Source organism: Litoreibacter ascidiaceicola, from assembly GCF_900129235.1.
Taxonomy (GTDB): Bacteria; Pseudomonadota; Alphaproteobacteria; order Rhodobacterales; family Rhodobacteraceae; genus Litoreibacter; species Litoreibacter ascidiaceicola.
On the sequence record NZ_FQUV01000005.1, the window covers coordinates 44582 to 64356 of the forward strand.

A 19775-nucleotide genomic window follows, 5' to 3' on the forward strand; every position below is an offset into this window, starting at 1 on the left:
GGCTAACCCAGCCAAAATAGGCGATCCCCCGCCGCACCTACCGCTTGCAAATGGACAGCGGCACGGGTGAAGTGAATAAAGGGCGCGGGCAACGCGCCACGCAAACGGTAAGTGAGACAATGGAAAAAATCCCAATGACCCCGAAGGGGTTCAAGGCGCTCGACGGAGAGTTGAAGAACCTCAAAGTGGTGGAACGCCCTGCAATCATTCAAGCCATCGCTGAAGCCCGCGAGCATGGCGACCTGTCGGAAAACGCCGAATATCATTCCGCTAAGGAAAAGCAGTCCTTCATCGAAGGCCGCATCAAGGAGCTTGAAGGCATGATCGGTCTGGCGCAGGTCATTGATCCCGCTAAGCTGTCCGGCCCGATCAAGTTCGGCGCCACCGTCAAGCTGGTGGACGAAGACACCGAGGAAGAGAAAACCTACCAGATCGTGGGCGAGCAGGAGGCCGACATCCATAACGGCCTGCTCAACATCGCGTCGCCTCTGGCCCGCGCCCTGATCGGCAAGGATGAAGGCGACAGCGTCGAGGTGAAAACCCCCGGCGGCACCAAAGACTACGAGATTTTGGAAATCAAATACGCCTGACGACGGCGGCAGAGACACAAGAACCATGTCAGACCGAGAGCCCGAGATCATCACCGACAAACCCCTCGAACTGGGGGTCTACGCACGCCCGGACCGCGGGTTGGCGGCGGCGGATATCATTGCGCTGGTCCTGTCCGCGCTCTGGCTGGTCGCGGTTCTGATCTATTTCTTCGTGTTGTCCCCCACCGAGGAGACAACGCGCGGCGGCTTCGTGGTCGCCATGCTGGCGATCTTCCTGCCCATCGCGCTGATCTGGATCGGGGCCACGGTGGTCAAAACCGCCCGCGTCATGCGTGAAGAAGCCTCGCGCCTGCAATCGGCCATCGACGCGATGCGTCAGGCCTACGTCTCTCAGGCGCAGACCTCCGGCATGGGCATCAAACCCGCGGTGGAGCGGAAACTCGACGAAATCGCCTCGGCCACCAAGCAGACCCAGAACGCCATGGCCACCTTCGCCACCTCGCGCCAGTCTGTTGTGTCCCAAACACCGATGCAGCCCGCGCTGGTGAAGCCGGGGGTGTCTGCCGACAGCCAGCCCGCGCTGGCCCTTGGGACCCCGTCGGAATCGATGAACCCGCCACTCTCGGTCGATGATTTCATCGGTGCACTGGACTTCCCCGAGGACGAAAATGACATGGAGGGCTTCCGCCAGTTGCGCCGCGCTTTGGCCGACCATGAAAGCTCTAAACTGGTGCGCGCGTCGCAGGACGTGCTGACCCTGCTCAGCCAGGACGGCATCTATATGGATGACCTGACCCCCGACCGCTCCCGCCCTGAACTCTGGCGTCAGTTTGCCAAAGGCGAACGCGGCGCAGCGGTCGCAGGGATCGGCGGTGTGCATGATCGCTCGTCGCTGGCGCTGGCGTCAGGCCGGATGCGGTCGGACGCGGTGTTCCGCGACGCCGTCCACCACTTCCTGCGCCAGTTCGACAAGACCTTCGCCCGCTTCGCCGAAGGGGCCAGCGATCAGGACATCACCAAACTCGCCGACACCCGCACCGCGCGTTGCTTCATGCTGCTCGGCCGCGTCACCGGCACGTTCGATTAACCCGCCGTTAAGGTTAACGCGCCCCACTCTTCGTTTCATCTTGGCCGTAAATATTCCCCCCGGAGGGCCGCCTCGCGTCGCCTCCTACCGCGCGATTTCCCGCACCATCGTCGTCGCCTTGCGAAACCCGAACACGCGGTGCAAAGGCCATGCATCAACCTCGCCCGAAGCCACAAATCCCCGCCGCTCATACAACGCCCGCGCCCGTGGGTTGGTGTCGATGACATCCAGCCGGACATCATGGCATCCAACTTCGCTCCCGTGCTCGATGATCGCATCCAGCAAGGCCGTTCCAACGCCTTTGCCGCGCGCCGACGCATCCACGAAAATCCCGTCCATCAGCAATTGCCCGTCGGCAAGGTCACGCTCCAGCTGATCCAGCAGCACCCCGCGCCACAACCCACCAAACGTCCCGTAAACGGGCGTCAGGTCCGACAGCTGTCCGCCGACAAGCCCGCCTTCGGCGGTCTTGAAACCTGCCACGCCCAGCAGCTGCTCTCCCTCGACCACACAGAAGGCGAAATCCGGTTGTAGTACGGACGCGATAAACCGCAACGCTTTCTCCTCCGGTCCCAGCACCCGCCCCAGCTTGCCCGAGAACGCGCTCCAGAACAGCCGCGCGACATGGTCGCGCTGCGTCTCGTCAAAGCCGCGCACGATCCGCATCACAACCCGAAGCTGCCATACGGCAGGTAGCGGACCAGATCGCCGCGCGCGATGTCCATCGCGCCATCGGGCAGCTCGACCATCCCATCCGACCAGCTCAACCCCGAGATGCGGCCAGAGCCTTCCGAGGCAAACACCTCCACTCCGTCCGACCCCATGCGGGCGCGCAAATACTCCCGCCGTCCAGGCTTTTTGCGCTTCTCGAACGCCGCCGGAACCATGAACCCTTGCGGTTCAGCGAACGCCGCCCCCGCCAGTTTCAGACAAGCGGGCCGCGCAAAGATCAGCGCGCAAACGAACGCTGCGACCGGATTGCCCGGCAGGCCGAACACCGGCACGCCCTGCCACAGGGCCAGCGCCAATGGCCGCCCCGGCTTCAATGCAATCCGCCACGCCTGCAAATTCCCCTGTTCGCGCAACAGAGCGGAGACGTGGTCCTCGTCCCCCGCCGACGCCCCGCCGGAGGTCAGGATCACGTCACACTGCCCTACCGCTTCGTCCAGCCGCGCCTTCAAGGCCGCGCGGTCGTCGCGCACATGGCCCAAATCCACCGCCTCGAAGTTCCACGCAGCCGCAAGCTGCAACAGCATCGGGCGGTTCGCGTCATAGGTCCGGTCGGGCGGGGCGTTCTGCGAGGGATCAACCAACTCGTCCCCCGTGGACAAAACCCCGACGCGCAGGCGTTTGAACACGGGCAAAGCGTCAACGCCAAGCGCCGCCAGCAGACCCGCATCCTGCGCGCGCAGCATATGCCCCTTGGCGAACACGTCGCTCCCCGCGACCACATCCTCGCCCGCCTTACGGGTATTGGCACGCGGCCTTACAGGGCCGCGAAACGCCACATGCGTATCGGTCACGCTGCAATCTTCTTCCAGCACAACGGTGTCCACCCCGTCAGGCAGCACCGCGCCGGTCAGCACTCGGATGGCCGATCCATGAGGGACAGTGCCACCATAGGCACCGCCCGCAGCAGCGCGACCGGCGAGCAATGGCAACACCTGATCGCCCTCACCCGTTGCGTCATGCGCGAACCCGTAGCCATCCACCGCCGAGTTCGGCGCAGGCGGGTTCGACCGCCGCGCCGTTACCGGCTCCGCCACAACGCGTCCGACCACCTGCGTGTGCGACACTTGCTCGACCCCGACAACGCAGCGCAGCGCAGCATCCAGACGCGCCAAGGCCTCGTCAACCGGCGTCCAATCCACACCCGCAGGCAGAGCAAAGCAGTCATCGCGCAATTTCGGGGGTCTCGGCATGTCTATAGGTTTCATCGCGGCCTCCAATAAGTCTTCGGCTCCTACGCCCAATATCCAGCCCTCCGCGCCAGAGCCTTCACCCTTGGCAAGAGCCAGCTCCAAGCTGCCTTGCCCGTCCATCACGGCCATGGCACGGGCCACCGCCCGCACCTGTGCGGCATCCTTGATCATACCGCCTGGAAAGGACGGTGCCAGAAGCGACGGCCAGATTTCCACAAAAGCGACCGCACTATCCAAAGCCTCGAACGGCCAGACCTTCGCGCCGTACTTGCGGCGCAATCGCGCCAGCACTGGCAATCCCATCATAACCTGAGAGCCGACCGATCCCGCTCCGGCCATTTGCCAGCAGGTAAAGCTTCCCTTGGCGCGCATTTCCACGAGACGCTTTTCGGGGAAGTCTGCGTTGGTCCGGTCAAGCCCCTTGCGCGGCAAGTGGTTAACCTCGCGCTTCAAGCCATTGAACCAAAATGGCCCAACGCCCGAAACCCTTGCATTGATCTCTCCGGCAATATCAAAGCGGTTGTTCACGTCGGGCGCATCGACGATGCGCGCCTCGAACCAGTCCCACAAGGCCAAGGCGTCCTCGCGGCCCGTCAGATGTTCGGCAAAACCCGCCGGATAGCCGAACGGAAAATCGAACCCGACGCAGACCCGCCTGCCAGCTTCGGCCTCCAACCGCGCGGCAAGCCAGTCTTCGGCGACCTGCCGGTTGCGCAAATAAACGGGCTCTTCCCCCGCCGCACAGGCCCAAATGGCATCCCTTTTTGGCTTGGCCCCACGGTCATTCCCACCCGACCAATCGACGGCGATATATGTGTCGAACAGGCTCACAAGCCGACGCGGGCCAGTATGAAATCCGCGATTGCGGTGGTGTCATCCAGATGCATCAGCGGAACCGAGATCTCCGGCGAGTTGTCCGAGGCCACCGCCACAATGGTCTCGTCCGTCGGCGCAATCAGCGGCTGACCCGTTGCGGCGCGGTGGGCTTCGATCTTGTCATGCCCTCCGCGTTTATATCCCTCGACCAGCACCAGATCGACAGGGTCCAGTTTGCCCAAAAGCGTGTCCAGCGAAGGCTCCTCCGCGTCGCGCAACTCCGACATCAAGGCCCAGCGGTTGCGCGAGGCAAGGATCACCTGCGACGCCCCCGCTTCGCGATGGCGGTAGCTGTCCTTGCCCGCGTGATCGACGTCAAAAGAATGATGCGCATGCTTAAGCGTCGAGACCGTAAACCCGCGCCTCGTGATCTCGGAGACAAGCCGCTCCATCAATCCCGTCTTGCCGGAATTCTTCCAACCCGTGACGCCAAAAACCCTCATAGAAACCCTTCCGCCCGCGCCATGTCCTCGGGCGTGTTAACGTTGAAAAACGGATCGAACGGCGTGGCGGCAAACTCGGCCATGGCTGTGCCATGCTTGTCCGTCCAAGCCACCACCTTGCGCACGCCATCACCCAGCGCCGCGCGCAGGTCGTCGCGCAAATCTACCGGCCACAGCCCGAAGGTCGGATGCCGCGCCATGCCGCGCTCTGGGTCCGGCGTGGCAGCCAAAGCGATTGGCGCGCTCTCGGCTGCCAGCATCAGGCGCGGCACCAGATCGCAGGGAAAAAACGGCGTGTCTGCGGCGGCGGTCACGATATGACTATGCCCCCGCGCTGCCGCCCAATCCATGCCCGCCAGCACCCCCGCCAAGGGGCCGGGAAACTCGGCCACGCTGTCCGCAATCACGGGAAAACCGAAAGGCTCAAACCGCGCCACATCGCCATTGGTGTTCAACGCGACCTCCGCCACTTGAGGCTCCAGCCGCGCAATAACACGCGCCAGCAACGTCTCGCCGCCAAGCGTCAGCAACCCCTTGTCGCCGCCGCCCATGCGCCGCGACTGGCCGCCCGCCAGAATGACCCCTGCTGGTTGCTTCATGCTGCCCCCTTCCGGCCCGACTTTTTCGGCTCGTCAGGCACTTTCGACAGGTCCGCATCCCAGACCAGACGCTCCGCGCCGGACAGGCACACAAACCGTTGCCCGCGCATCCGACCTATCAAGGTCAGCCCAACCTGCTGCGCAATCTCCACGCCCCACGCGGTGAAGCCGGACCGTGACACCAGCACAGGAATGCCCATCAGCGCCGTTTTGATCACCATCTCCGAGGTCAGCCGCCCAGTGGTATACAGCACTTTGTCAGCGGCCGTGGCCCCGTTCAGCGCCATCCAGCCAGCCACCTTGTCCACGGCGTTATGGCGCCCCACATCTTCCATATAGACCAGCGGGCGGTCGCCTTGGCACAGCACGGTGCCATGGATCGCGCCTGCGGTCAGGTAGAGCGACGGGACCGTGTTGATGGCTTTAGCCAAAGCATAAAGGTCGGAGGTCCGCACTTGCGTTGCAGGCAAACACAGCCCCTCCAGCCCCTCCATCATATCACCAAATACCGTCCCCACAGCGCAGCCCGAGGTGCGGGTTTTCTTCGCCAGCTTCTCCTCGTGGTCTGTCACCACGGCGGTGCGCACCACGACGGTGGCAATCTCGTCATCGTAGTCGATGCCCGTGACTTCATCTTCCGGCCCGATCATCCCCTGATTGCGCAAGAACCCCAGCGCCAGATATTCAGGGTAATCGCCAATGGTCATGGCGGTGACGATCTCGCGGGAATTCAGGTAAATCGTCAAGGGCCGTTCCTCGACCACACGGATCTCGGTCTTGCGGCCCTCGTGGTCCGTCCCGGTCACGGCGCGGGTCAGCCCCGGACGGTCGGGATCAGGGGCCAGAAGCCAGCCGTGATCTGATGTATCAGCAATTGCCATTTGAACCCGCTCCCAAGGCGCACTAGCACTGTTCAGACCGTAACCTTAGAGGCAGAGCATGTCCCCTTCCACCACCAAATCCGCTCTCTGGCGCGGGGTTTACGCCAGCCTACCCTTCATCATCGTGATCGTCCCCTTCGCGATGCTGTTCGGGGTTGCGGCGACGGAGGCCGGGCTGCCGATCGCCCAAGTCATGGGCTTCACCGCACTGGTCATCGCAGGCGCGTCGCAATTCACCGCGCTGCAATTCATGATCGAGAACGCACCGGTGCTGGTGATCCTCGCCTCTGCCTTGGCGGTGAACCTGCGCATGGCGATGTATTCGGCGGCGATCACACCCTATCTGGGCGATCAACCTTTGTGGAGACGGGCGTTGCTCAGCTACGTTCTGGTGGATCAGACCTACAACCTCGCGATCCTCGAGTTTGAGGAGAACCCCGACCAGACTACCGCCCAGCGCACCGCGTTTTTCGTCGGATGCTCCCTACCGCTTGTCCCGTTGTGGATCGGCTTCACCTGGGTGGGGGCGGCTTTGGGTGGTCAGATCCCACCGGAATACGGGCTCGACTTCGCGCTGCCCATTGCCTTTATCGCCATGGTCGCGCCCGCCTTGCGGACGGTGGCGCATATCGCTGCTGCGGTTACCTCCGTGGTGCTGGCGCTGGCACTTGGGTTCATCCCGCTAAACCTTGGCCTGCTGGTCGCCGCGATCATCGCCATGATGGTTGGCGCAGAAGTTGAAAGGCGCATGGCATGACCTATTCGGACACCACGATCTGGTGGATTATTGCCATCCTTGGCGTGGGCACCTTCCTGATCCGCTTCTCGTTCATCGGCCTTATCGGGTCGCGCCCGATGCCGCCTTGGGTACTGCGCCACCTTCGCTACACGTCGGTGGCGATCCTGCCCGGGCTTGTGGCTCCGTTGGTTGCCTTCCCTGCGGCGACGGGTGGCACGCCCGATCCGGCGCGCCTGTTGGCGGCGGCTGTCACCGTGGGGATCGGGTATTGGACCAAAGGCGTTGTGCGCGCGATGCTTGGCGGGGCAATCACTCTGTTTGCGGTCCAGTACATGCTTGGGTAATCAGACTTTCATCGAAAGTCTGGGTAAAAATCCTCCACGAGGATTTTTCACACCGGCAAGGCCGTCGTCTTGAACACCGTGCGCAGGGCAAAGCTCGATTGCATCTGAGCCACTCCCGGCAGGCGCGCCAGCGCGCGGCGGTGGATGGCGGCAAAGCCTTCGGTATCCTCGGCCACAACCTTCAACAGATAATCCGCCGTCCCCGCCATCAGATGACATTCCAGCACTTCGGGAATTCTGGCGACCTCGCGCTCGAACGCATCCAGCACTTCATCCGCCTGACCGCTGAGCGTAATTTCCACAAATACGGTCGTAGGCCGCCCCACTTTGCGCGGGTCCAGCATCGCCACATAGTCGCGAATGATGCCCTCTTTCTCCAGCCGTTGCACACGGCGGTGACAGGCCGAGGCCGAGAGGTTCACCTTTTCTGAAAGGTCGGCATTCGAGATGCGTCCGGACTTTTGCAGCACGCGCAAGATTCGCGCGTCCGTGTCGTCGTAATGCGTCATAACGAAGATTCCTCTCAAGAATTGGCCTGAAATCGCATGAAACGTGCTCAGCTTGGGTTCCACAAGAGATAAATTGCGAAAATTTGCATCCGGTGCGGCGCTATCGTCATGACAAGGCTTAGAGGAGGAAACAGCCATGATTATCGGATGCCCGAAGGAAATCAAACCACAAGAATTCCGCGTCGGGATGACGCCAAATGCTGCACGGGAAGCCGTGGCCCATGGCCATACAGTGCTGATCGAGGCTGGCGCAGGTCTTGGCGCGGGCTTTGACGACGCCGCCTATATCGACGCAGGCGCGCAGATAGAGGCGACGGCCAAAGACATCTTTGCCAAGGCCGACATGATCGTGAAGGTCAAGGAACCACAGCCCGGCGAGCGCAAAATGCTGCGCGAGGGCCAGTTGCTGTTTACCTACCTGCACCTCGCCCCGGACCCGGAGCAAACGAAGGACCTGTTGGCCTCCGGATGCACCGCGATTGCTTACGAGACCGTGACCGACGCAAACGGTGGCCTACCGCTGCTGGCGCCAATGTCCGAAGTCGCAGGGCGTCTTGCCCCGCAAGTCGGCGCGTGGACCTTGCAGAAAGCCAATGGCGGGCGCGGCGTGTTGATGGGTGGGGTTCCCGGTGTCGGGCCTGCACGCGTCATGGTAATCGGTGGCGGTGTCGTCGGCACCCACGCGGCCAAGATCGCGGCTGGTATGGGCGCCGATGTGACCGTTCTCGACCGTTCGCTGCCGCGTATGCGCTACCTTGACGATGTGTTCGGCGGGCAGTTCAAAACGCAATACGCATCCACGGGCAACATTGCAGAGCTGGCTATCGAAGCCGACATGGTCATCGGCGCGGTCCTAATTCCCGGTGCCGCGGCCCCCAAGCTGATCACCCGCGAGCAATTGTCCACCATGAAGCCCGGCGCGGCATTGGTGGATGTGGCAATCGACCAAGGTGGCTGCTTCGAGACGTCCAAGGCCACTACCCATGCGGACCCTGTCTATGATGTCGATGGCATCATGCATTACTGCGTCGCCAACATGCCGGGTGCGGTCGCACGCACCTCGACCATCGCCCTTGGCAACGCCACGATGCCGTTCATGCTGGCATTGGCCGACAAAGGCTGGAAGCAGGCCTGCGAGGACGATCCCCATCTGCTGAACGGTCTGAACGTCCACGCGGGGCAGCTGACATATTACGCCGTCGGCAAGGCGCTTGGCATTGACGTGCTGTCGCCGCAACTGGCGCTTAAATCCTGACACAAAAAAGGCCCGCCAGATCATTGGCGGGCCCTTTCGATTTCAATCTAGCGAAGCCTATTTCTTGGCGAGGCTGTCGCGGATTTCCAGCAATACGTCCAGCTCCGACGGGCCGCTATCTACTTCTGGTGCCACTTCTTCCGGCTTTTCTGCCGCCGCTTTGACCTTGTTGACATAGCGCACCAGCATGAACACCACGAACGCGATGATCAGGAAGTTGATGATCGCCATGATGAACGACCCGATGGCGAAGACCGCCGCACCGGACTCGCGCGCGGCTTCCAAAGATGCGCCCTCAGGGACGTCGCCGGACAGCACGATATACATGTTGGAGAAGTCGATCCCGCCGATCACCAGACCGATGATCGGGTTGATCAGGTCTGCCACAAGCGAGCTTACGATCGCGGTAAAGGCCGCGCCGATGATGATACCAACGGCCATGTCCATGACATTGCCCTTGGCGATAAAGTCCTTAAATTCGTTAAGCATAGTTTCATTCGTCCCTTGTTCGTTTTGCGTGCGCCTGCTTTGTGTGTGCGCATCTGTGAAAGTGCATAGCATTTTTGCGCACTAATCCACCCCCTTTTTAACTGATTGTTTCCATAAGGTTTAGGGGGAAATCGAAATTGTGATGCTCACAACGCCCCGCACGCCGCCGGGCGGGGCTGCGAGCGCAAGGGTAGCAACTCTTAAACCCGCTTGGGGTAAAACCTGCCTCGTCTAGACAGCATTCGGTCAATTGGGCTTCCGGTACTATGGAAGCCACCTTTGATCACCGGTGAGTGGGGGCTTTAATCCCCCAGAAGGTGCGGGATTAAAGCCCCGTCCAGCGCGACCACAATCGGCGGCGCCGCCACTTTGCAACATACAACACCGAGAAACGCCAAACCGCGCCGCCCGAAACAGAGCCGCGCGACGTTGGTGCTTGTGCTTTACGCAGGCAGTTTGCCCGTCAACACGTAGCGCAGAATCTCAGCCACCTTCGCAGGGTCCTCGGTCACGGCCAAAGCCGCGGCGTCGACCTCTTTGAGCGGATGCTGATGCTCCGCCCCGTGCACCACGATCAACGACTTGCCCAGCGCCGCGGCAAAACCCGCATCGAACGCCGCGTTCCATTGCTTGTATTTCTCGCCAAAGCGCACGACGACCACGTCAGCATCGGTGATGCCCTTGCGGGTGCGGATCGCATTGACCATCGCGCCCTTGTGGTCATGCCAGTATTTCTGATCCTCGGCTCCCAGAATGGCCACGCCGCAATCATCCGAGGCGTCATGATCCGTCACCGGCGCATCGAAGCTCACATCAAGTCCTTTGCAGCCTGCGATAATCTGCTCGCGCCAATCTGTGTGAATCTCGCCCGACAGGTAAACCTTCAGCGTCATGTTCCGTCCTCCTCGATCTGCTTTGTCAGAAAGGTGACGTGATCGACGCTGAAGGCAAGGACTTTTAGGCGATAGCCATCGGGTCGCAACATTTGGACACCGCTACGCGATATCTCTAAAAAAACGCCCGCCCCTTTGCAAGAGACGGGCATTTTCACAAAATTTCAGGTTAGACTTAGCCGATCATCGGCGCGCTGTACTCGGCCACAAAATCATCCATGTCGGTATCCGCGAAGGTCAGCGTCAGCCCCCTATCCAGCCGCAAGACCAGATCATCACCGCTTTGGGTCAGCGTCGCATCAGCTTCCCCTGCCAGCAGGCTTGCCATGTAGTCATCATCCGACACGCCCGCGATGACAAAGTCATCCAAGCCAATCTCAAAATCGGTAATCGTCACGAGGGAGCGTTTCTTGGCCCCCATGCCGTAGAACTCGAACGTGTCTGCCTGCGAACCACCGGTCAATGTATGCCAGCCACCCTTTGTGGCGTTTGCCATGATGTGATCCTGACCGGACCCGCCATCCACAACCGAGCCGTTCAGGCCCGTGTCGATCGTATCCCTGCCAGCGCCGCCATTCAGAGTGTTGTTGCCTTTCACCCCGAAGATAAAGTCGTCGCCTGCCCCGCCGTCGATCACGTCGGCACCCTTGCCACCATACAGCGTGTCATTGCCAAGGTTGCCGGAAATATCGTCCGCACCATCGCCGCCATTGACGAAGTCGTCATGCTTGCCCGCGATGATCGTGTCGTCGCCGAAGCCGCCCAACAGCGTATCCTCGCCTTTGCCACCCCTCAGAACATCATCTTCAGCGCTACCAACGACCCGGTCGTTACCTTTGCCCGCGCGAACCAGAAACCCGTCTTCATCCTCAAGACCAAGGAGCGGGATGCTGATGTCGTCGTTTCCGGACGTGCCTAAAACTGTCGTTACCATTACATAATCCTTACTTCGTTCACAGAATCGACGCACGCCCCCCAGACACATCGGATCACGGCACATTCACCACCAAACCATGGCGACATCTGAGCAATTTTAAGACAATTTTAGGATGTGTCCCGAATTCCCCACCCAATCAGGCGGGAAAGCCGGAATTAGCCACGCAAAGTGCCACCAGTCGCCTTCGAGACCTTCTCGACGATCTTGGCACTCACGGCCTCGATATCATCGTCCTTCAGGGTCTTGTCAGCCGGCTGCATGCGCACCGTGATCGCCAGGGATTTCTTCCCCTCGCCCAAACTACCGCCGATGAACTCGTCAAACACACGGACCTCTTCGATCAGGGCCTTGTCGGCGCCGGCCGCAGCGTTGACCAGCGTCAAGGCCTCGACCTCGGCATCGACCACAAAGGCGAAGTCACGCTCCACCGCTTGCAAGTCCTGCAAGGTCAGCGCCGCGCGGGTGGCGGTTTTCGATTTCGGGAACGGGATTTCGGCGGGCCACAAGGTAAACGCCATCGCGGGGCCTTTGATGTCGTAGGCGGCCAGCACCTTCGGGTGAACCTCGCCGAACACGCCCAGCACCTTTTTCGGGCCAAGACAGATTTTACCGTGGCGACCGGGATGCCATGTGTCGTCCGCCCCGCGCAGGATCTGCACCTTGGCGGGGGCGCCCATTGCGGACAAGGCCGCCTCGGCGTCTGCCTTCACGTCATACACGTCGACGGCACGGCGGGTGCCATGCACGTCTTTCGGACCTGTGTGACCAATCAACAAACCGCTCGCCAACAGGTGCTGTTCTTCCGGCTCCCCGCCATGAAAGGCGGGTCCGACCTCGAACAGCGCCATGTCACTGAAGCCGCGCGCCTGATTGCGGGCCGCAGCCTGCAACAGGCCGGGCAACAGCGCGGGCCGCATATGGGACATTTCCGAACTGATCGGGTTTTCCAGCTTGGTTGCATCGGTGCCCCCACCAAACATCGCCGCAGATTTAGCGTCGATGAAGGAATAGTGAACGCACTCGTTATACCCGAGCGCCGCTATCGTGCGCCGCGCGACCTGTTCGCGCTTTTGCATCGGTGTCAGGATCGGCTTCGGGATGCCTGCATCTACGCGGGGCAGCGGTCGGCCTTCGAGTTTGGTCAGCGACGCGATGCGGGCGACCTCTTCCACCAGATCAGCCTCGCCCATCACGTCGGGCCGCCATGACGGCACTTGCGCCATGTCGCCATCCAACACGAAGCCCAAAGCTTCCAATGAGGCGCGTTGGGTTGCAGCGGGAATCTCCATGCCCACCAGCGACTGCACGCGGTCGGTGTCCAGCTTGTAGGCGCGGGAGTGGTCGGGCATCGCACCCGCCATCACGACCTCGGACGCCTCGCCACCGCACAGATCCATGATCATGCGGGTCGCGTGTTCAATCCCTTCCGGAGTCCATTCGGGATCGATCCCCCGCTCGAACCGGTACCGCGCATCGGAATTGATCTTGAGCTTGCGCCCCGTATGAGCCGTGCGGATCGGATCGAAGAACGCGGCTTCAAGGAACACGTCGGTTGTGGTCTCGTCGCAGCTGGAATTCAAGCCGCCCATAATGCCGCCAAGGCTTTCGATACCGCCATCGTCGGAGATCACGGTCATGCCCTCTTCCAGCGTGTATTCCTTGTCGTCCAGCGCCGCGAATGTCTCGCCACCCTTAGACAGATGCACCCGCAGGTTGCCCTTCACCTTCGCCGCATCGAACACGTGCAGCGGGCGATTGCGGTCATAGGTAAAGAAGTTGGTGATATCGACCAACGTCGAAATCGGGCGCAACCCGATGGCCTTCAACACGTCTTGCAGCCACGCGGGGCTGGGGCCGTTTTTCACACCTTTGATGACGCGGCCATAGAAAACAGGGCAGGCGTCGGTGTCGTCGATGGTCACGCTGATCGGGCACGGGAAGGTGCCGTTGATCGGATCGGTGTCGCGCGCCTTCAAGGTACCAAGCCCCCGCGCCGCCAGATCGCGGGCGATGCCGCGCACGCCCAAAGCGTCGGGGCGGTTCGGGGTAATGGCAATCTCGATCACCGTGTCGACTTTGGACGGGTCATGCTCCGCCAGCCAGTCGGTGAACTTCTGCCCGACCTCGCCCGACGGCAGTTCGATGATACCGTCATGCTCTTCCGACAGCTCCATCTCGCGCTCGGAACACATCATGCCGTAGCTTTCCACGCCGCGGATTTTGCCGACGCCGATGGTGGTGTCGATGCCCGGCACATAAACCCCCGGCTTGGCCACGACGACCTTGATCCCCTGCCGCGCGTTGGGCGCACCACAGATGATCTGCATCTCGCCCTCGTCAGTTTGCACCTGACACACCCGCAGCTTGTCCGCATCGGGATGCTTCTCGGCGGAGTTCACGTAGCCGATGGTAAAGGCGGACAGGCGCTCGGACGGGTTCTCGACGCCTTCGACCTCAAGTCCCAAGTCAGTCAAAGCATAAAGAATGTCGTCAAGGCTGGCCTCGGTTTCGAGGTGGTCCTTGAGCCAAGAGAGGGTGAATTTCATGCCACGCGCCTTCGTCTATATATACCAGTCGGAGCCATCAGGCCCGGTTGGCCCCGTGCTACCCCATCAATAAGGCAAGTGAAAGTGCCTCGGCACCAATCCGAAACTGCGCAGGCGTTGAGGATTGTGGGTTCTGGCCATATTCTCGCCACAATTTGGAGCCAACTTAGCCACAAGTGGGGCATACAACTGTGATTCTTAAGTTCTAAGGTAAAAGTTATGCACTTTTTGTTTGACATCATGGCCTCGGTTTTCAAACCGTCGATCATTGCCCTTTCCATCGCGTTTGGATTGGCTGTCATCTCGTTCAACGACTCGCCATATTCCGTCAAAAAGAACTCGATTGATCTGGGCAACCTGAGCTGCCCAAGCCTGTTGAGCGTTGTTTGCGGCCCGAACGGTATCCTGCGCTAAGGCGCAGGTTTTTGTTAAGGGCTCAGGGTCCCGGCGCATCGTGTTCCAAGGGCGTCGCTGAATGGGCATCGTGAGCAAAAGCACTCCTTCAATTTGCATGCTGCATATCGGCAAGACCGGTGGCAGCTATTTGCGTTCCATCCTCAAATATAATGAAGCGCGGTGGACCCTCCCCCTGCACCTGCTGGGGCATGGCGCGACGCTGAAAGGCACCGCGAAACGGTTCGGGGCGGACCGGCAACTGGCCTTCGTCGTGCGTGATCCATTGGTCCGCTTTTCATCCGCATTCTACTCGCGCCAGCGGCAAGGCCGCCCGACCTACCAGTCCCAATGGAGCGCCGAAGAAGCCGCCGCCTTCTTGTGGTTTGAGACGGCGGAGGAGCTGGCACTCGCACTGGCCTCTAAAAACGAGCGGGAGAAGTCTGCAGCACTCTTTGCCTTCGACGCAATCCAGCACCTGAAAGGCGATCTGCGCCATTATCTTGGCGGGGTGAGCACGCTGCTGGCGGCGCAAGACAACATCGCAATCTGCGTGGACCTGCCCGATCTGGATGCACACCTGCCCAAGATTATGGCATGCCTTGGCGTCCCCGATTACGTCATGCCGCCCAACCCCAAGACCCATAATTCACCCAACCAGATACCTAATTTAAGCCCACGTGCTGAGGCCGCCCTGCGCGCACATTGGGCCGAGGAATTTGAACTCTATGAAACCGCCTGCGATATCGCGCGTCAGTTGGGGTTTGGTCCTGCAGGCGCGTAACTGAGCGCATACCGCTTGGCCTCGCGGATAAGTTGCCTTCGCGAGCGCAGATAGCTGCGCGGAAGCGGCTCTCCCGACTGTTCAAGAATGCGCTCCCGAAGAACCGTCGCGAGCACCAGCGCCACCTCGGCCCTGCGATGCGACAGGACGGGTCGAAACGGTTTAGCGGCGTAGAGCCCCGTGATCCACATGGCGCGGCGGAATTGCGAATAAAGTGCATCGGCATCCAACCCGGCGGTGGCGTCGTACAATCGCCTACGCAAGCGGTAATCGCGGGTAACGCGCAGGCAATAATAGAGCACAGCGAAGATGAAGGCTGTCACATAATGCAGGTTCAGTAGAGCCGCCCAGACGAGGGTCATTCTAGCGGCTAAGGCCGCCCGCCAAATTCGGCTGGTCCAGCGACGCAAAGCCGTAGTGGCGCAGCCAACGCAGGTCGCTGTCGAAAAAGGCGCGCAGGTCGGGGATGCCGTATTTTAGCATCGCAAGCCGGTCGATCCCGATGCCAAAGGCGAAGCCTTGGTATTCATTGGGGTCGATGCCAGCAGCGGACAGCACCTTCGGATGCACCATGCCGGAACCTAGCACTTCCATCCAATCGTCGCCCTCGCCGATCTTCAGCTGACCATCTTTCCAAGTACACTGGATATCCACCTCGGCGGATGGCTCTGTGAAAGGGAAGTGCGATGCACGAAAGCGGGTCTTGATGCCCTCAATCTCGAAGAACGCTTTAAAGAACTCCTCCAGCACCCATTTCAGGTTCGCCATGGAGATGTTGGTATCAATCGCCAAGCCTTCGACCTGATGGAACATCGGCGTGTGGGTCTGGTCATAGTCAGCGCGGTACACGCGGCCCGGACAGATGATACGGATCGGCGCGCCCTGCCCCAACATGGAGCGGATTTGCACCGGCGACGTATGCGTGCGCAGTACATGCGGCGGGCGGTTATCGCCTTCGTCGCGGTGCATGTAGAACGTGTCCATCTCGCCGCGTGCGGGGTGGTGGCTTGGAATGTTCAGCGCGTCAAAATTGTGCCAGTCGTCTTCAACCTGCGGGCCTTCGGCAACCGCAAAGCCCAGATCGGCGAAGATGGCGGAGACCTCTTCGGTGACTTGAGAAATCGGGTGGATGGTGCCAGCGGGGCGTCCGCGCCCCGGCAAGGTCACGTCCAGCCATTCGGTACGCAGGCGGGCATCCAAAGCGGCATCCGCAAGACCTGCCTTCTTGGCCATCAGCGCCGAATTCACTTCATCCTTCAACGCATTCAAAGCTGGGCCGGCCACTTGGCGTTCTTCCGGGGTCATCTTGCCCAATTCGCGCATCCGCAGGCTAATTTCGCCCTTTTTGCCAAGCGCGGAAACCCGCAGGTCTTCGAGCGTGGCTTCATCCGCTGCGTCAGCAATTTGGCTTAGATATTTGGCTTTAAGATCGTCCATGACGGCCCCCGATTTGGTGTTACCGCTCTGCTATCCGCCACATGGCCCGATTGCAAGTGGACGGCGCGGCACGGCTGAGGGGTTGCAAAGAGGACTCATTCCCCGTGAAAAGTTCGAATATCACAAAACTAAGAGCCGATTGAGGTTCAAAATACTAAATAATGTGTGTAGGCATACATTGAATGCTGTCAAAAGACACAGCAGTTGCTGGGGAAAGCAATGCAGGCCACGCTCTATGCCCATCGCCTCAAGACGGTGCTGCAACACACTGTTGTTGATCTGGGCTTAACCATGTCGATCGACGACGAGACCGCCAAGGTCTCTTTGTCAGACAATGATGCCGTGTTGGTGGAGACGGCGTCCGCGCTTGGGATTCAGGTGGACATTCAAAAATCGACGAACGCGACAACGGTGACTTTTTATCGGTAGTACAGTGTGTGGGTGACTTAAATGGGACTATTCAGTACAATTAACGCAGCGAAATACCGTGCCGAGGGGCTGAACCTCATGCAGGCGTTTCGACTTGAAACAAGCCTTGCGAAGCTCGATTTCAAGCGCACAGAGGTCGTAGCCGCCCTTGCCTTCATGCTGGTAGGCAGCCTGTCTTTCATCGCGATGCAATCGGTCGGGGGGGCAAGCGAACCCTCCGAACAAGTCACCGCGGCACAGGCAGAGCCCGCCGCAGTTCTGGATCAACCACGCATCGCAGATACCACGCTCGAGCCACTGGCAAATGCGCCCGCAACCCAAAACGCCTCTGTGATCCAAGCCTCGCTGACACTGCCCACCCCACCGACACCAGCCCTAGTGGAACCTGTAGCGGCACCTGCCCCCGCCGTAGTGGAAACCGCACCCGTCGATGTCGTCGCATCGGCCCCGGCGCCGCAAATGGCGTCAACCGTGCCAGAGGCCCCGGATTGCCTTGTCGAGTTGCGGCAGATTGCGGGCAACGCGACGTTCTATTTCGGGGTAGGCAGCGCCCAACTCAATGGCACGGATCTGGTCCGCCTTTCGCAACTGGGGCGGATGGCCAATGCTTGCCCCGAGGCGAAAATCCAGATCACAGGGCATTCCGATACCACTGGCAGCGATCTGATCAACTTTGATCTGAGCTGGAAGCGCGCCGACAGCACTATGAACGCGATTGCGCAGCTGGGATTGGACACGTCACAGTTCGAGCCTGTCGGCTTTGGCGCGCGTATGCCACTCTCTCAGGGCGACGCGTCTGACGACGACCGCAACCGCCGCGTTGAGTTTGTGATCCTGCGCAACGATCCCGACAGCTAAAGAAGGACGAGTTTCATGCTAAATTTCCTGATCCTGCTGTTCGCCATGACCGCCAGTGGCGCGATCGGATACTTTTTGGCCCGTGACCGCTATCTGGGGCAAAGCGACAAACAATTGCGCGTGTTGGGATCGGAAGTTCTACGCATGCGCAGACGCACGCGCGATGCGGAGGCGCAAAGCGCCCGATCCAAATTCGAGCGTGACAAGATGAAGCGAACCGCAGGCAAGCGGCGCTAAACGGAAATCGTCAACTTGGTCGGCGTTTCCATCATCAGATCCTGCAAAACGTCGAGCAATGTGTCGACATTCACCGCCTCGGGATTCATCATATCGGTGGCGAAGTAGCGCAGGAACACCTTCCGCGTTTGCGCATCCATGCCTTGATGCAAGGCCATCGACCATGTCGGGAACATGCGCTCACGGACATCGGTGCAAGACAGCAAAATAATGTTGGAATGACGCGGGTCTCGGGCAATGCGATGGTACAACGCTGACACCTCAACGCGTCCACCCTCAATCACCTGAATAAAGTGGTCACCATTATAGTGAAGCAAACCCGTCAAGTTCTGGCGCGGGTTGTTGCGCTTGCAGGTCTCGATCAGCGAATTGATGTCCAAATCCTCGGACGGGTTTCGCTGGCTATAATACACGAGGCGGGTGAGGTTCATGCTGGCCTCCCTAGGTAATCGTTAAAACCACATTTAGTAGTGTTGTAAGCCACATACGACAAGATCAAGTGAAACCTGCCCGTACAATCAGTTTATCCACAGATAAACCGCCCAAACCTGCCCAATAGAAAACGCCGCCCCGGTTTCCCGGAGCGGCGCGTCGTCATCTGTCCCTCAGATGGCGGAGTGTCTTAGGCCAGTGCGGCTTTCGCTTTTTCGACCACTGCGGCAAATGCGTCAGGCTCGTTCACGGCCAGATCGGCCAGAACTTTGCGGTCGACTTCGATACCAGCCAGCGACAGGCCGTTGATGAAGCGCGAGTATGTCAGCGCTTCGTCGATAGCACGGCAGCCTGCGTTGATCCGCTGGATCCACAGCGCGCGGAAGTTGCGCTTGCGGTTCTTGCGGTCACGTGTCGCGTATTGGTTCGCCTTGTCCACGGCCTGCGTAGCAACGCGGAACGTGTTCTTGCGGCGACCTTGGTAGCCTTTGGCGGCTTTGATGATTTTCTTGTGGCGGGCGTGTGTTACGACGCCGGATGTAACTCTGGACATTTCAAATTCTCCTTAGCGCGCGTACGGCATGTATTTTTTCACGATTTTCTCATCTGCTGCGCAGAGGATCGTGGTGCCACGGGCGGTGCGGATAAACTTGGTCGAGCGCTTGATCATGCCGTGGCGTTTGCCTGCTTGACCAGCTTTGACGCGACCGGAGGCCGTCATCGAGAAGCGCTTTTTAGCGCCTGATTTTGTCTTCATCTTCGGCATTTCCATCTCCTCAAAGATCGAGTGGTAAAACGCGCGACTCGGCATGCCATTCGCCGGACGCACGGGCTTGAGCGCGCTTCGTAGGACCAAAGCGCACCCATTGCAAGCATAAGGATTACCTTGTGGCCGGTTTAGCGCACAAACCCTGCCACAACCTTGGTGAATACGTCGGGAAGTTCCGCAAAGGTGTACCCGCCCGGCGCATTATAGGCGGCGAAGACGATCATCCCGCCCGACACCACGGCTGCGATGGTCGCCACCCGCGGGGCGCTGCCATCCAAGAACGCCGAAAGCATGGCCGGGACCGTCAGCACGCCGATAATAATACCCAGAACAAGGATCAGGTCGTAGTCCATAATCGTCTCCTA

26 protein-coding genes are annotated in these 19775 nt (G+C 60.3%); 10 read left to right on the plus strand and 16 right to left on the minus strand.

Annotated features, from left to right (window positions below):
* The first annotated feature begins 119 nt into the window (after positions 1 to 119).
* Positions 120 to 590, plus strand: a complete 471-nt coding sequence (gene greA, locus BUB72_RS11150) for a transcription elongation factor GreA (protein WP_073144364.1) — start codon at positions 120 to 122, stop codon at positions 588 to 590.
* Between the two features lie 25 nt (positions 591 to 615).
* The gene (locus BUB72_RS11155; RefSeq protein ID WP_073143795.1) at positions 616 to 1638 is read left to right on the plus strand and encodes a hypothetical protein; all 1023 of its coding nucleotides are present in this window, start codon (positions 616 to 618) and stop codon (positions 1636 to 1638) included.
* Between the two features lie 84 nt (positions 1639 to 1722).
* Here the strand turns inward: BUB72_RS11155 and BUB72_RS11160 are convergent, their stop codons facing one another.
* Genes BUB72_RS11160 through fdhD form a run of 5 tightly spaced genes read right to left on the minus strand, consistent with a single transcriptional unit; the run spans position 1723 to position 6359 of the window.
* Positions 1723 to 2304 carry a GNAT family N-acetyltransferase gene (locus BUB72_RS11160; protein WP_073143796.1) on the minus strand — a complete coding sequence of 194 codons (582 nt, stop codon included), beginning with the start codon at positions 2302 to 2304 and terminating at the stop codon, positions 1723 to 1725.
* Positions 2304 to 4391: a molybdopterin-binding protein gene (locus tag BUB72_RS11165; protein WP_073143797.1), complete on the minus strand. Its 2088-nt coding sequence runs from the start codon at positions 4389 to 4391 to the stop codon at positions 2304 to 2306. Before BUB72_RS11165 ends, BUB72_RS11160 begins: the two co-directional genes overlap by 1 nt.
* Positions 4388 to 4879, minus strand: a complete 492-nt coding sequence (gene mobB / locus BUB72_RS11170; RefSeq protein ID WP_073143798.1) for a molybdopterin-guanine dinucleotide biosynthesis protein B — start codon at positions 4877 to 4879, stop codon at positions 4388 to 4390. Before mobB ends, BUB72_RS11165 begins: the two co-directional genes overlap by 4 nt.
* On the minus strand, positions 4876 to 5478 hold the full coding sequence (gene mobA / locus BUB72_RS11175) for a molybdenum cofactor guanylyltransferase MobA (RefSeq protein WP_073143799.1): 603 nt from the start codon (positions 5476 to 5478) through the stop codon (positions 4876 to 4878). The genes mobB and mobA overlap by 4 nt, the downstream gene beginning before the upstream one ends.
* Positions 5475 to 6359 carry a formate dehydrogenase accessory sulfurtransferase FdhD gene (gene fdhD, locus BUB72_RS11180; RefSeq protein WP_073143800.1) on the minus strand — a complete coding sequence of 295 codons (885 nt, stop codon included), beginning with the start codon at positions 6357 to 6359 and terminating at the stop codon, positions 5475 to 5477. The genes mobA and fdhD overlap by 4 nt, the downstream gene beginning before the upstream one ends.
* Positions 6360 to 6417: 58 nt before the next feature.
* Here fdhD and BUB72_RS11185 point away from each other — a divergent pair, with 58 nt between their 5' ends.
* Together BUB72_RS11185 and BUB72_RS11190 are read left to right on the plus strand one after the other, a co-directional pair.
* Positions 6418 to 7116 carry an AzlC family ABC transporter permease gene (locus tag BUB72_RS11185; RefSeq protein WP_073143801.1) on the plus strand — a complete coding sequence of 233 codons (699 nt, stop codon included), beginning with the start codon at positions 6418 to 6420 and terminating at the stop codon, positions 7114 to 7116.
* Positions 7113 to 7442: an AzlD domain-containing protein gene (locus BUB72_RS11190; RefSeq protein WP_073143802.1), complete on the plus strand. Its 330-nt coding sequence runs from the start codon at positions 7113 to 7115 to the stop codon at positions 7440 to 7442. The genes BUB72_RS11185 and BUB72_RS11190 overlap by 4 nt, the downstream gene beginning before the upstream one ends.
* A gap of 47 nt (positions 7443 to 7489) precedes the next feature.
* Here BUB72_RS11190 and BUB72_RS11195 read toward each other — a convergent pair whose 3' ends face one another.
* Positions 7490 to 7951, minus strand: coding sequence for an Lrp/AsnC family transcriptional regulator (locus BUB72_RS11195; protein ID WP_073143803.1), 462 nt, complete (start codon positions 7949 to 7951; stop codon positions 7490 to 7492).
* A 136-nt stretch (positions 7952 to 8087) separates the two neighbouring features.
* Here BUB72_RS11195 and ald point away from each other — a divergent pair, with 136 nt between their 5' ends.
* Positions 8088 to 9206, plus strand: a complete 1119-nt coding sequence (gene ald / locus BUB72_RS11200) for an alanine dehydrogenase (protein ID WP_073143804.1) — start codon at positions 8088 to 8090, stop codon at positions 9204 to 9206.
* Between the two features lie 57 nt (positions 9207 to 9263).
* Here ald and mscL read toward each other — a convergent pair whose 3' ends face one another.
* The 4 genes from mscL to pheT form a co-directional block, all read right to left on the minus strand.
* Complete coding sequence (gene mscL / locus BUB72_RS11205) at positions 9264 to 9695, minus strand: large conductance mechanosensitive channel protein MscL (RefSeq protein WP_073144365.1); 432 nt, start codon at positions 9693 to 9695, stop codon at positions 9264 to 9266.
* 443 nt (positions 9696 to 10138) lie between these two features.
* A complete protein-coding gene (locus BUB72_RS11210; RefSeq protein WP_073143805.1) occupies positions 10139 to 10588 on the minus strand; it encodes a YtoQ family protein in 450 nt (149 codons plus the stop codon).
* A 175-nt stretch (positions 10589 to 10763) separates the two neighbouring features.
* Positions 10764 to 11522, minus strand: a complete 759-nt coding sequence (locus tag BUB72_RS11215; RefSeq protein ID WP_073143806.1) for a calcium-binding protein — start codon at positions 11520 to 11522, stop codon at positions 10764 to 10766.
* A 158-nt stretch (positions 11523 to 11680) separates the two neighbouring features.
* Positions 11681 to 14071 carry a phenylalanine--tRNA ligase subunit beta gene (gene pheT, locus BUB72_RS11220; RefSeq protein ID WP_073143807.1) on the minus strand — a complete coding sequence of 797 codons (2391 nt, stop codon included), beginning with the start codon at positions 14069 to 14071 and terminating at the stop codon, positions 11681 to 11683.
* A gap of 219 nt (positions 14072 to 14290) precedes the next feature.
* On the opposite strand from pheT, the gene BUB72_RS11225 reads away from it, so the two are divergent.
* Complete coding sequence (locus BUB72_RS11225) at positions 14291 to 14485, plus strand: hypothetical protein (RefSeq protein WP_073143808.1); 195 nt, start codon at positions 14291 to 14293, stop codon at positions 14483 to 14485.
* Positions 14486 to 14546: 61 nt separating this feature from the next.
* Positions 14547 to 15248: a hypothetical protein gene (locus BUB72_RS11230; RefSeq protein ID WP_073143809.1), complete on the plus strand. Its 702-nt coding sequence runs from the start codon at positions 14547 to 14549 to the stop codon at positions 15246 to 15248.
* Here BUB72_RS11230 and BUB72_RS11235 read toward each other — a convergent pair.
* Positions 15218 to 15610, minus strand: coding sequence for a hypothetical protein (locus tag BUB72_RS11235; RefSeq protein WP_073143810.1), 393 nt, complete (start codon positions 15608 to 15610; stop codon positions 15218 to 15220). The genes BUB72_RS11230 and BUB72_RS11235 overlap by 31 nt on opposite strands.
* A 1-nt stretch (position 15611) precedes the next feature.
* A complete protein-coding gene (gene pheS, locus BUB72_RS11240) occupies positions 15612 to 16685 on the minus strand; it encodes a phenylalanine--tRNA ligase subunit alpha (protein WP_073143811.1) in 1074 nt (357 codons plus the stop codon).
* Between the two features lie 204 nt (positions 16686 to 16889).
* Here pheS and BUB72_RS11245 point away from each other — a divergent pair, with 204 nt between their 5' ends.
* From BUB72_RS11245 to BUB72_RS11255, 3 genes are read left to right on the plus strand one after another with little or no spacing between them, the layout of a single operon-like run.
* Positions 16890 to 17114, plus strand: a complete 225-nt coding sequence (locus BUB72_RS11245; protein WP_175549154.1) for a hypothetical protein — start codon at positions 16890 to 16892, stop codon at positions 17112 to 17114.
* A gap of 21 nt (positions 17115 to 17135) precedes the next feature.
* The gene (locus BUB72_RS11250) at positions 17136 to 17972 is read left to right on the plus strand and encodes an OmpA family protein (protein ID WP_083588640.1); all 837 of its coding nucleotides are present in this window, start codon (positions 17136 to 17138) and stop codon (positions 17970 to 17972) included.
* 15 nt (positions 17973 to 17987) lie between these two features.
* Entirely contained in the window at positions 17988 to 18209 is a 222-nt protein-coding gene (locus BUB72_RS11255) for a hypothetical protein (protein ID WP_073143814.1), read from the plus strand.
* Here BUB72_RS11255 and BUB72_RS11260 read toward each other — a convergent pair.
* The 4 genes from BUB72_RS11260 to BUB72_RS11275 form a co-directional block, all read right to left on the minus strand.
* Positions 18206 to 18640 (minus strand): BLUF domain-containing protein, encoded by a 435-nt coding sequence (locus BUB72_RS11260; RefSeq protein ID WP_073143815.1) that lies wholly within the window; start codon positions 18638 to 18640, stop codon positions 18206 to 18208. The two genes, BUB72_RS11255 and BUB72_RS11260, sit on opposite strands and share 4 nt — an antisense overlap.
* Positions 18641 to 18831: 191 nt before the next feature.
* Positions 18832 to 19194: a 50S ribosomal protein L20 gene (gene rplT / locus BUB72_RS11265; RefSeq protein ID WP_073143816.1), complete on the minus strand. Its 363-nt coding sequence runs from the start codon at positions 19192 to 19194 to the stop codon at positions 18832 to 18834.
* A 12-nt stretch (positions 19195 to 19206) separates the two neighbouring features.
* Positions 19207 to 19407 (minus strand): 50S ribosomal protein L35, encoded by a 201-nt coding sequence (gene rpmI, locus BUB72_RS11270; RefSeq protein WP_073144367.1) that lies wholly within the window; start codon positions 19405 to 19407, stop codon positions 19207 to 19209.
* Positions 19408 to 19538: 131 nt separating this feature from the next.
* Positions 19539 to 19763 (minus strand): hypothetical protein, encoded by a 225-nt coding sequence (locus BUB72_RS11275; RefSeq protein WP_073143817.1) that lies wholly within the window; start codon positions 19761 to 19763, stop codon positions 19539 to 19541.
* Between the last annotated feature and the right edge of the window lie 12 nt (positions 19764 to 19775).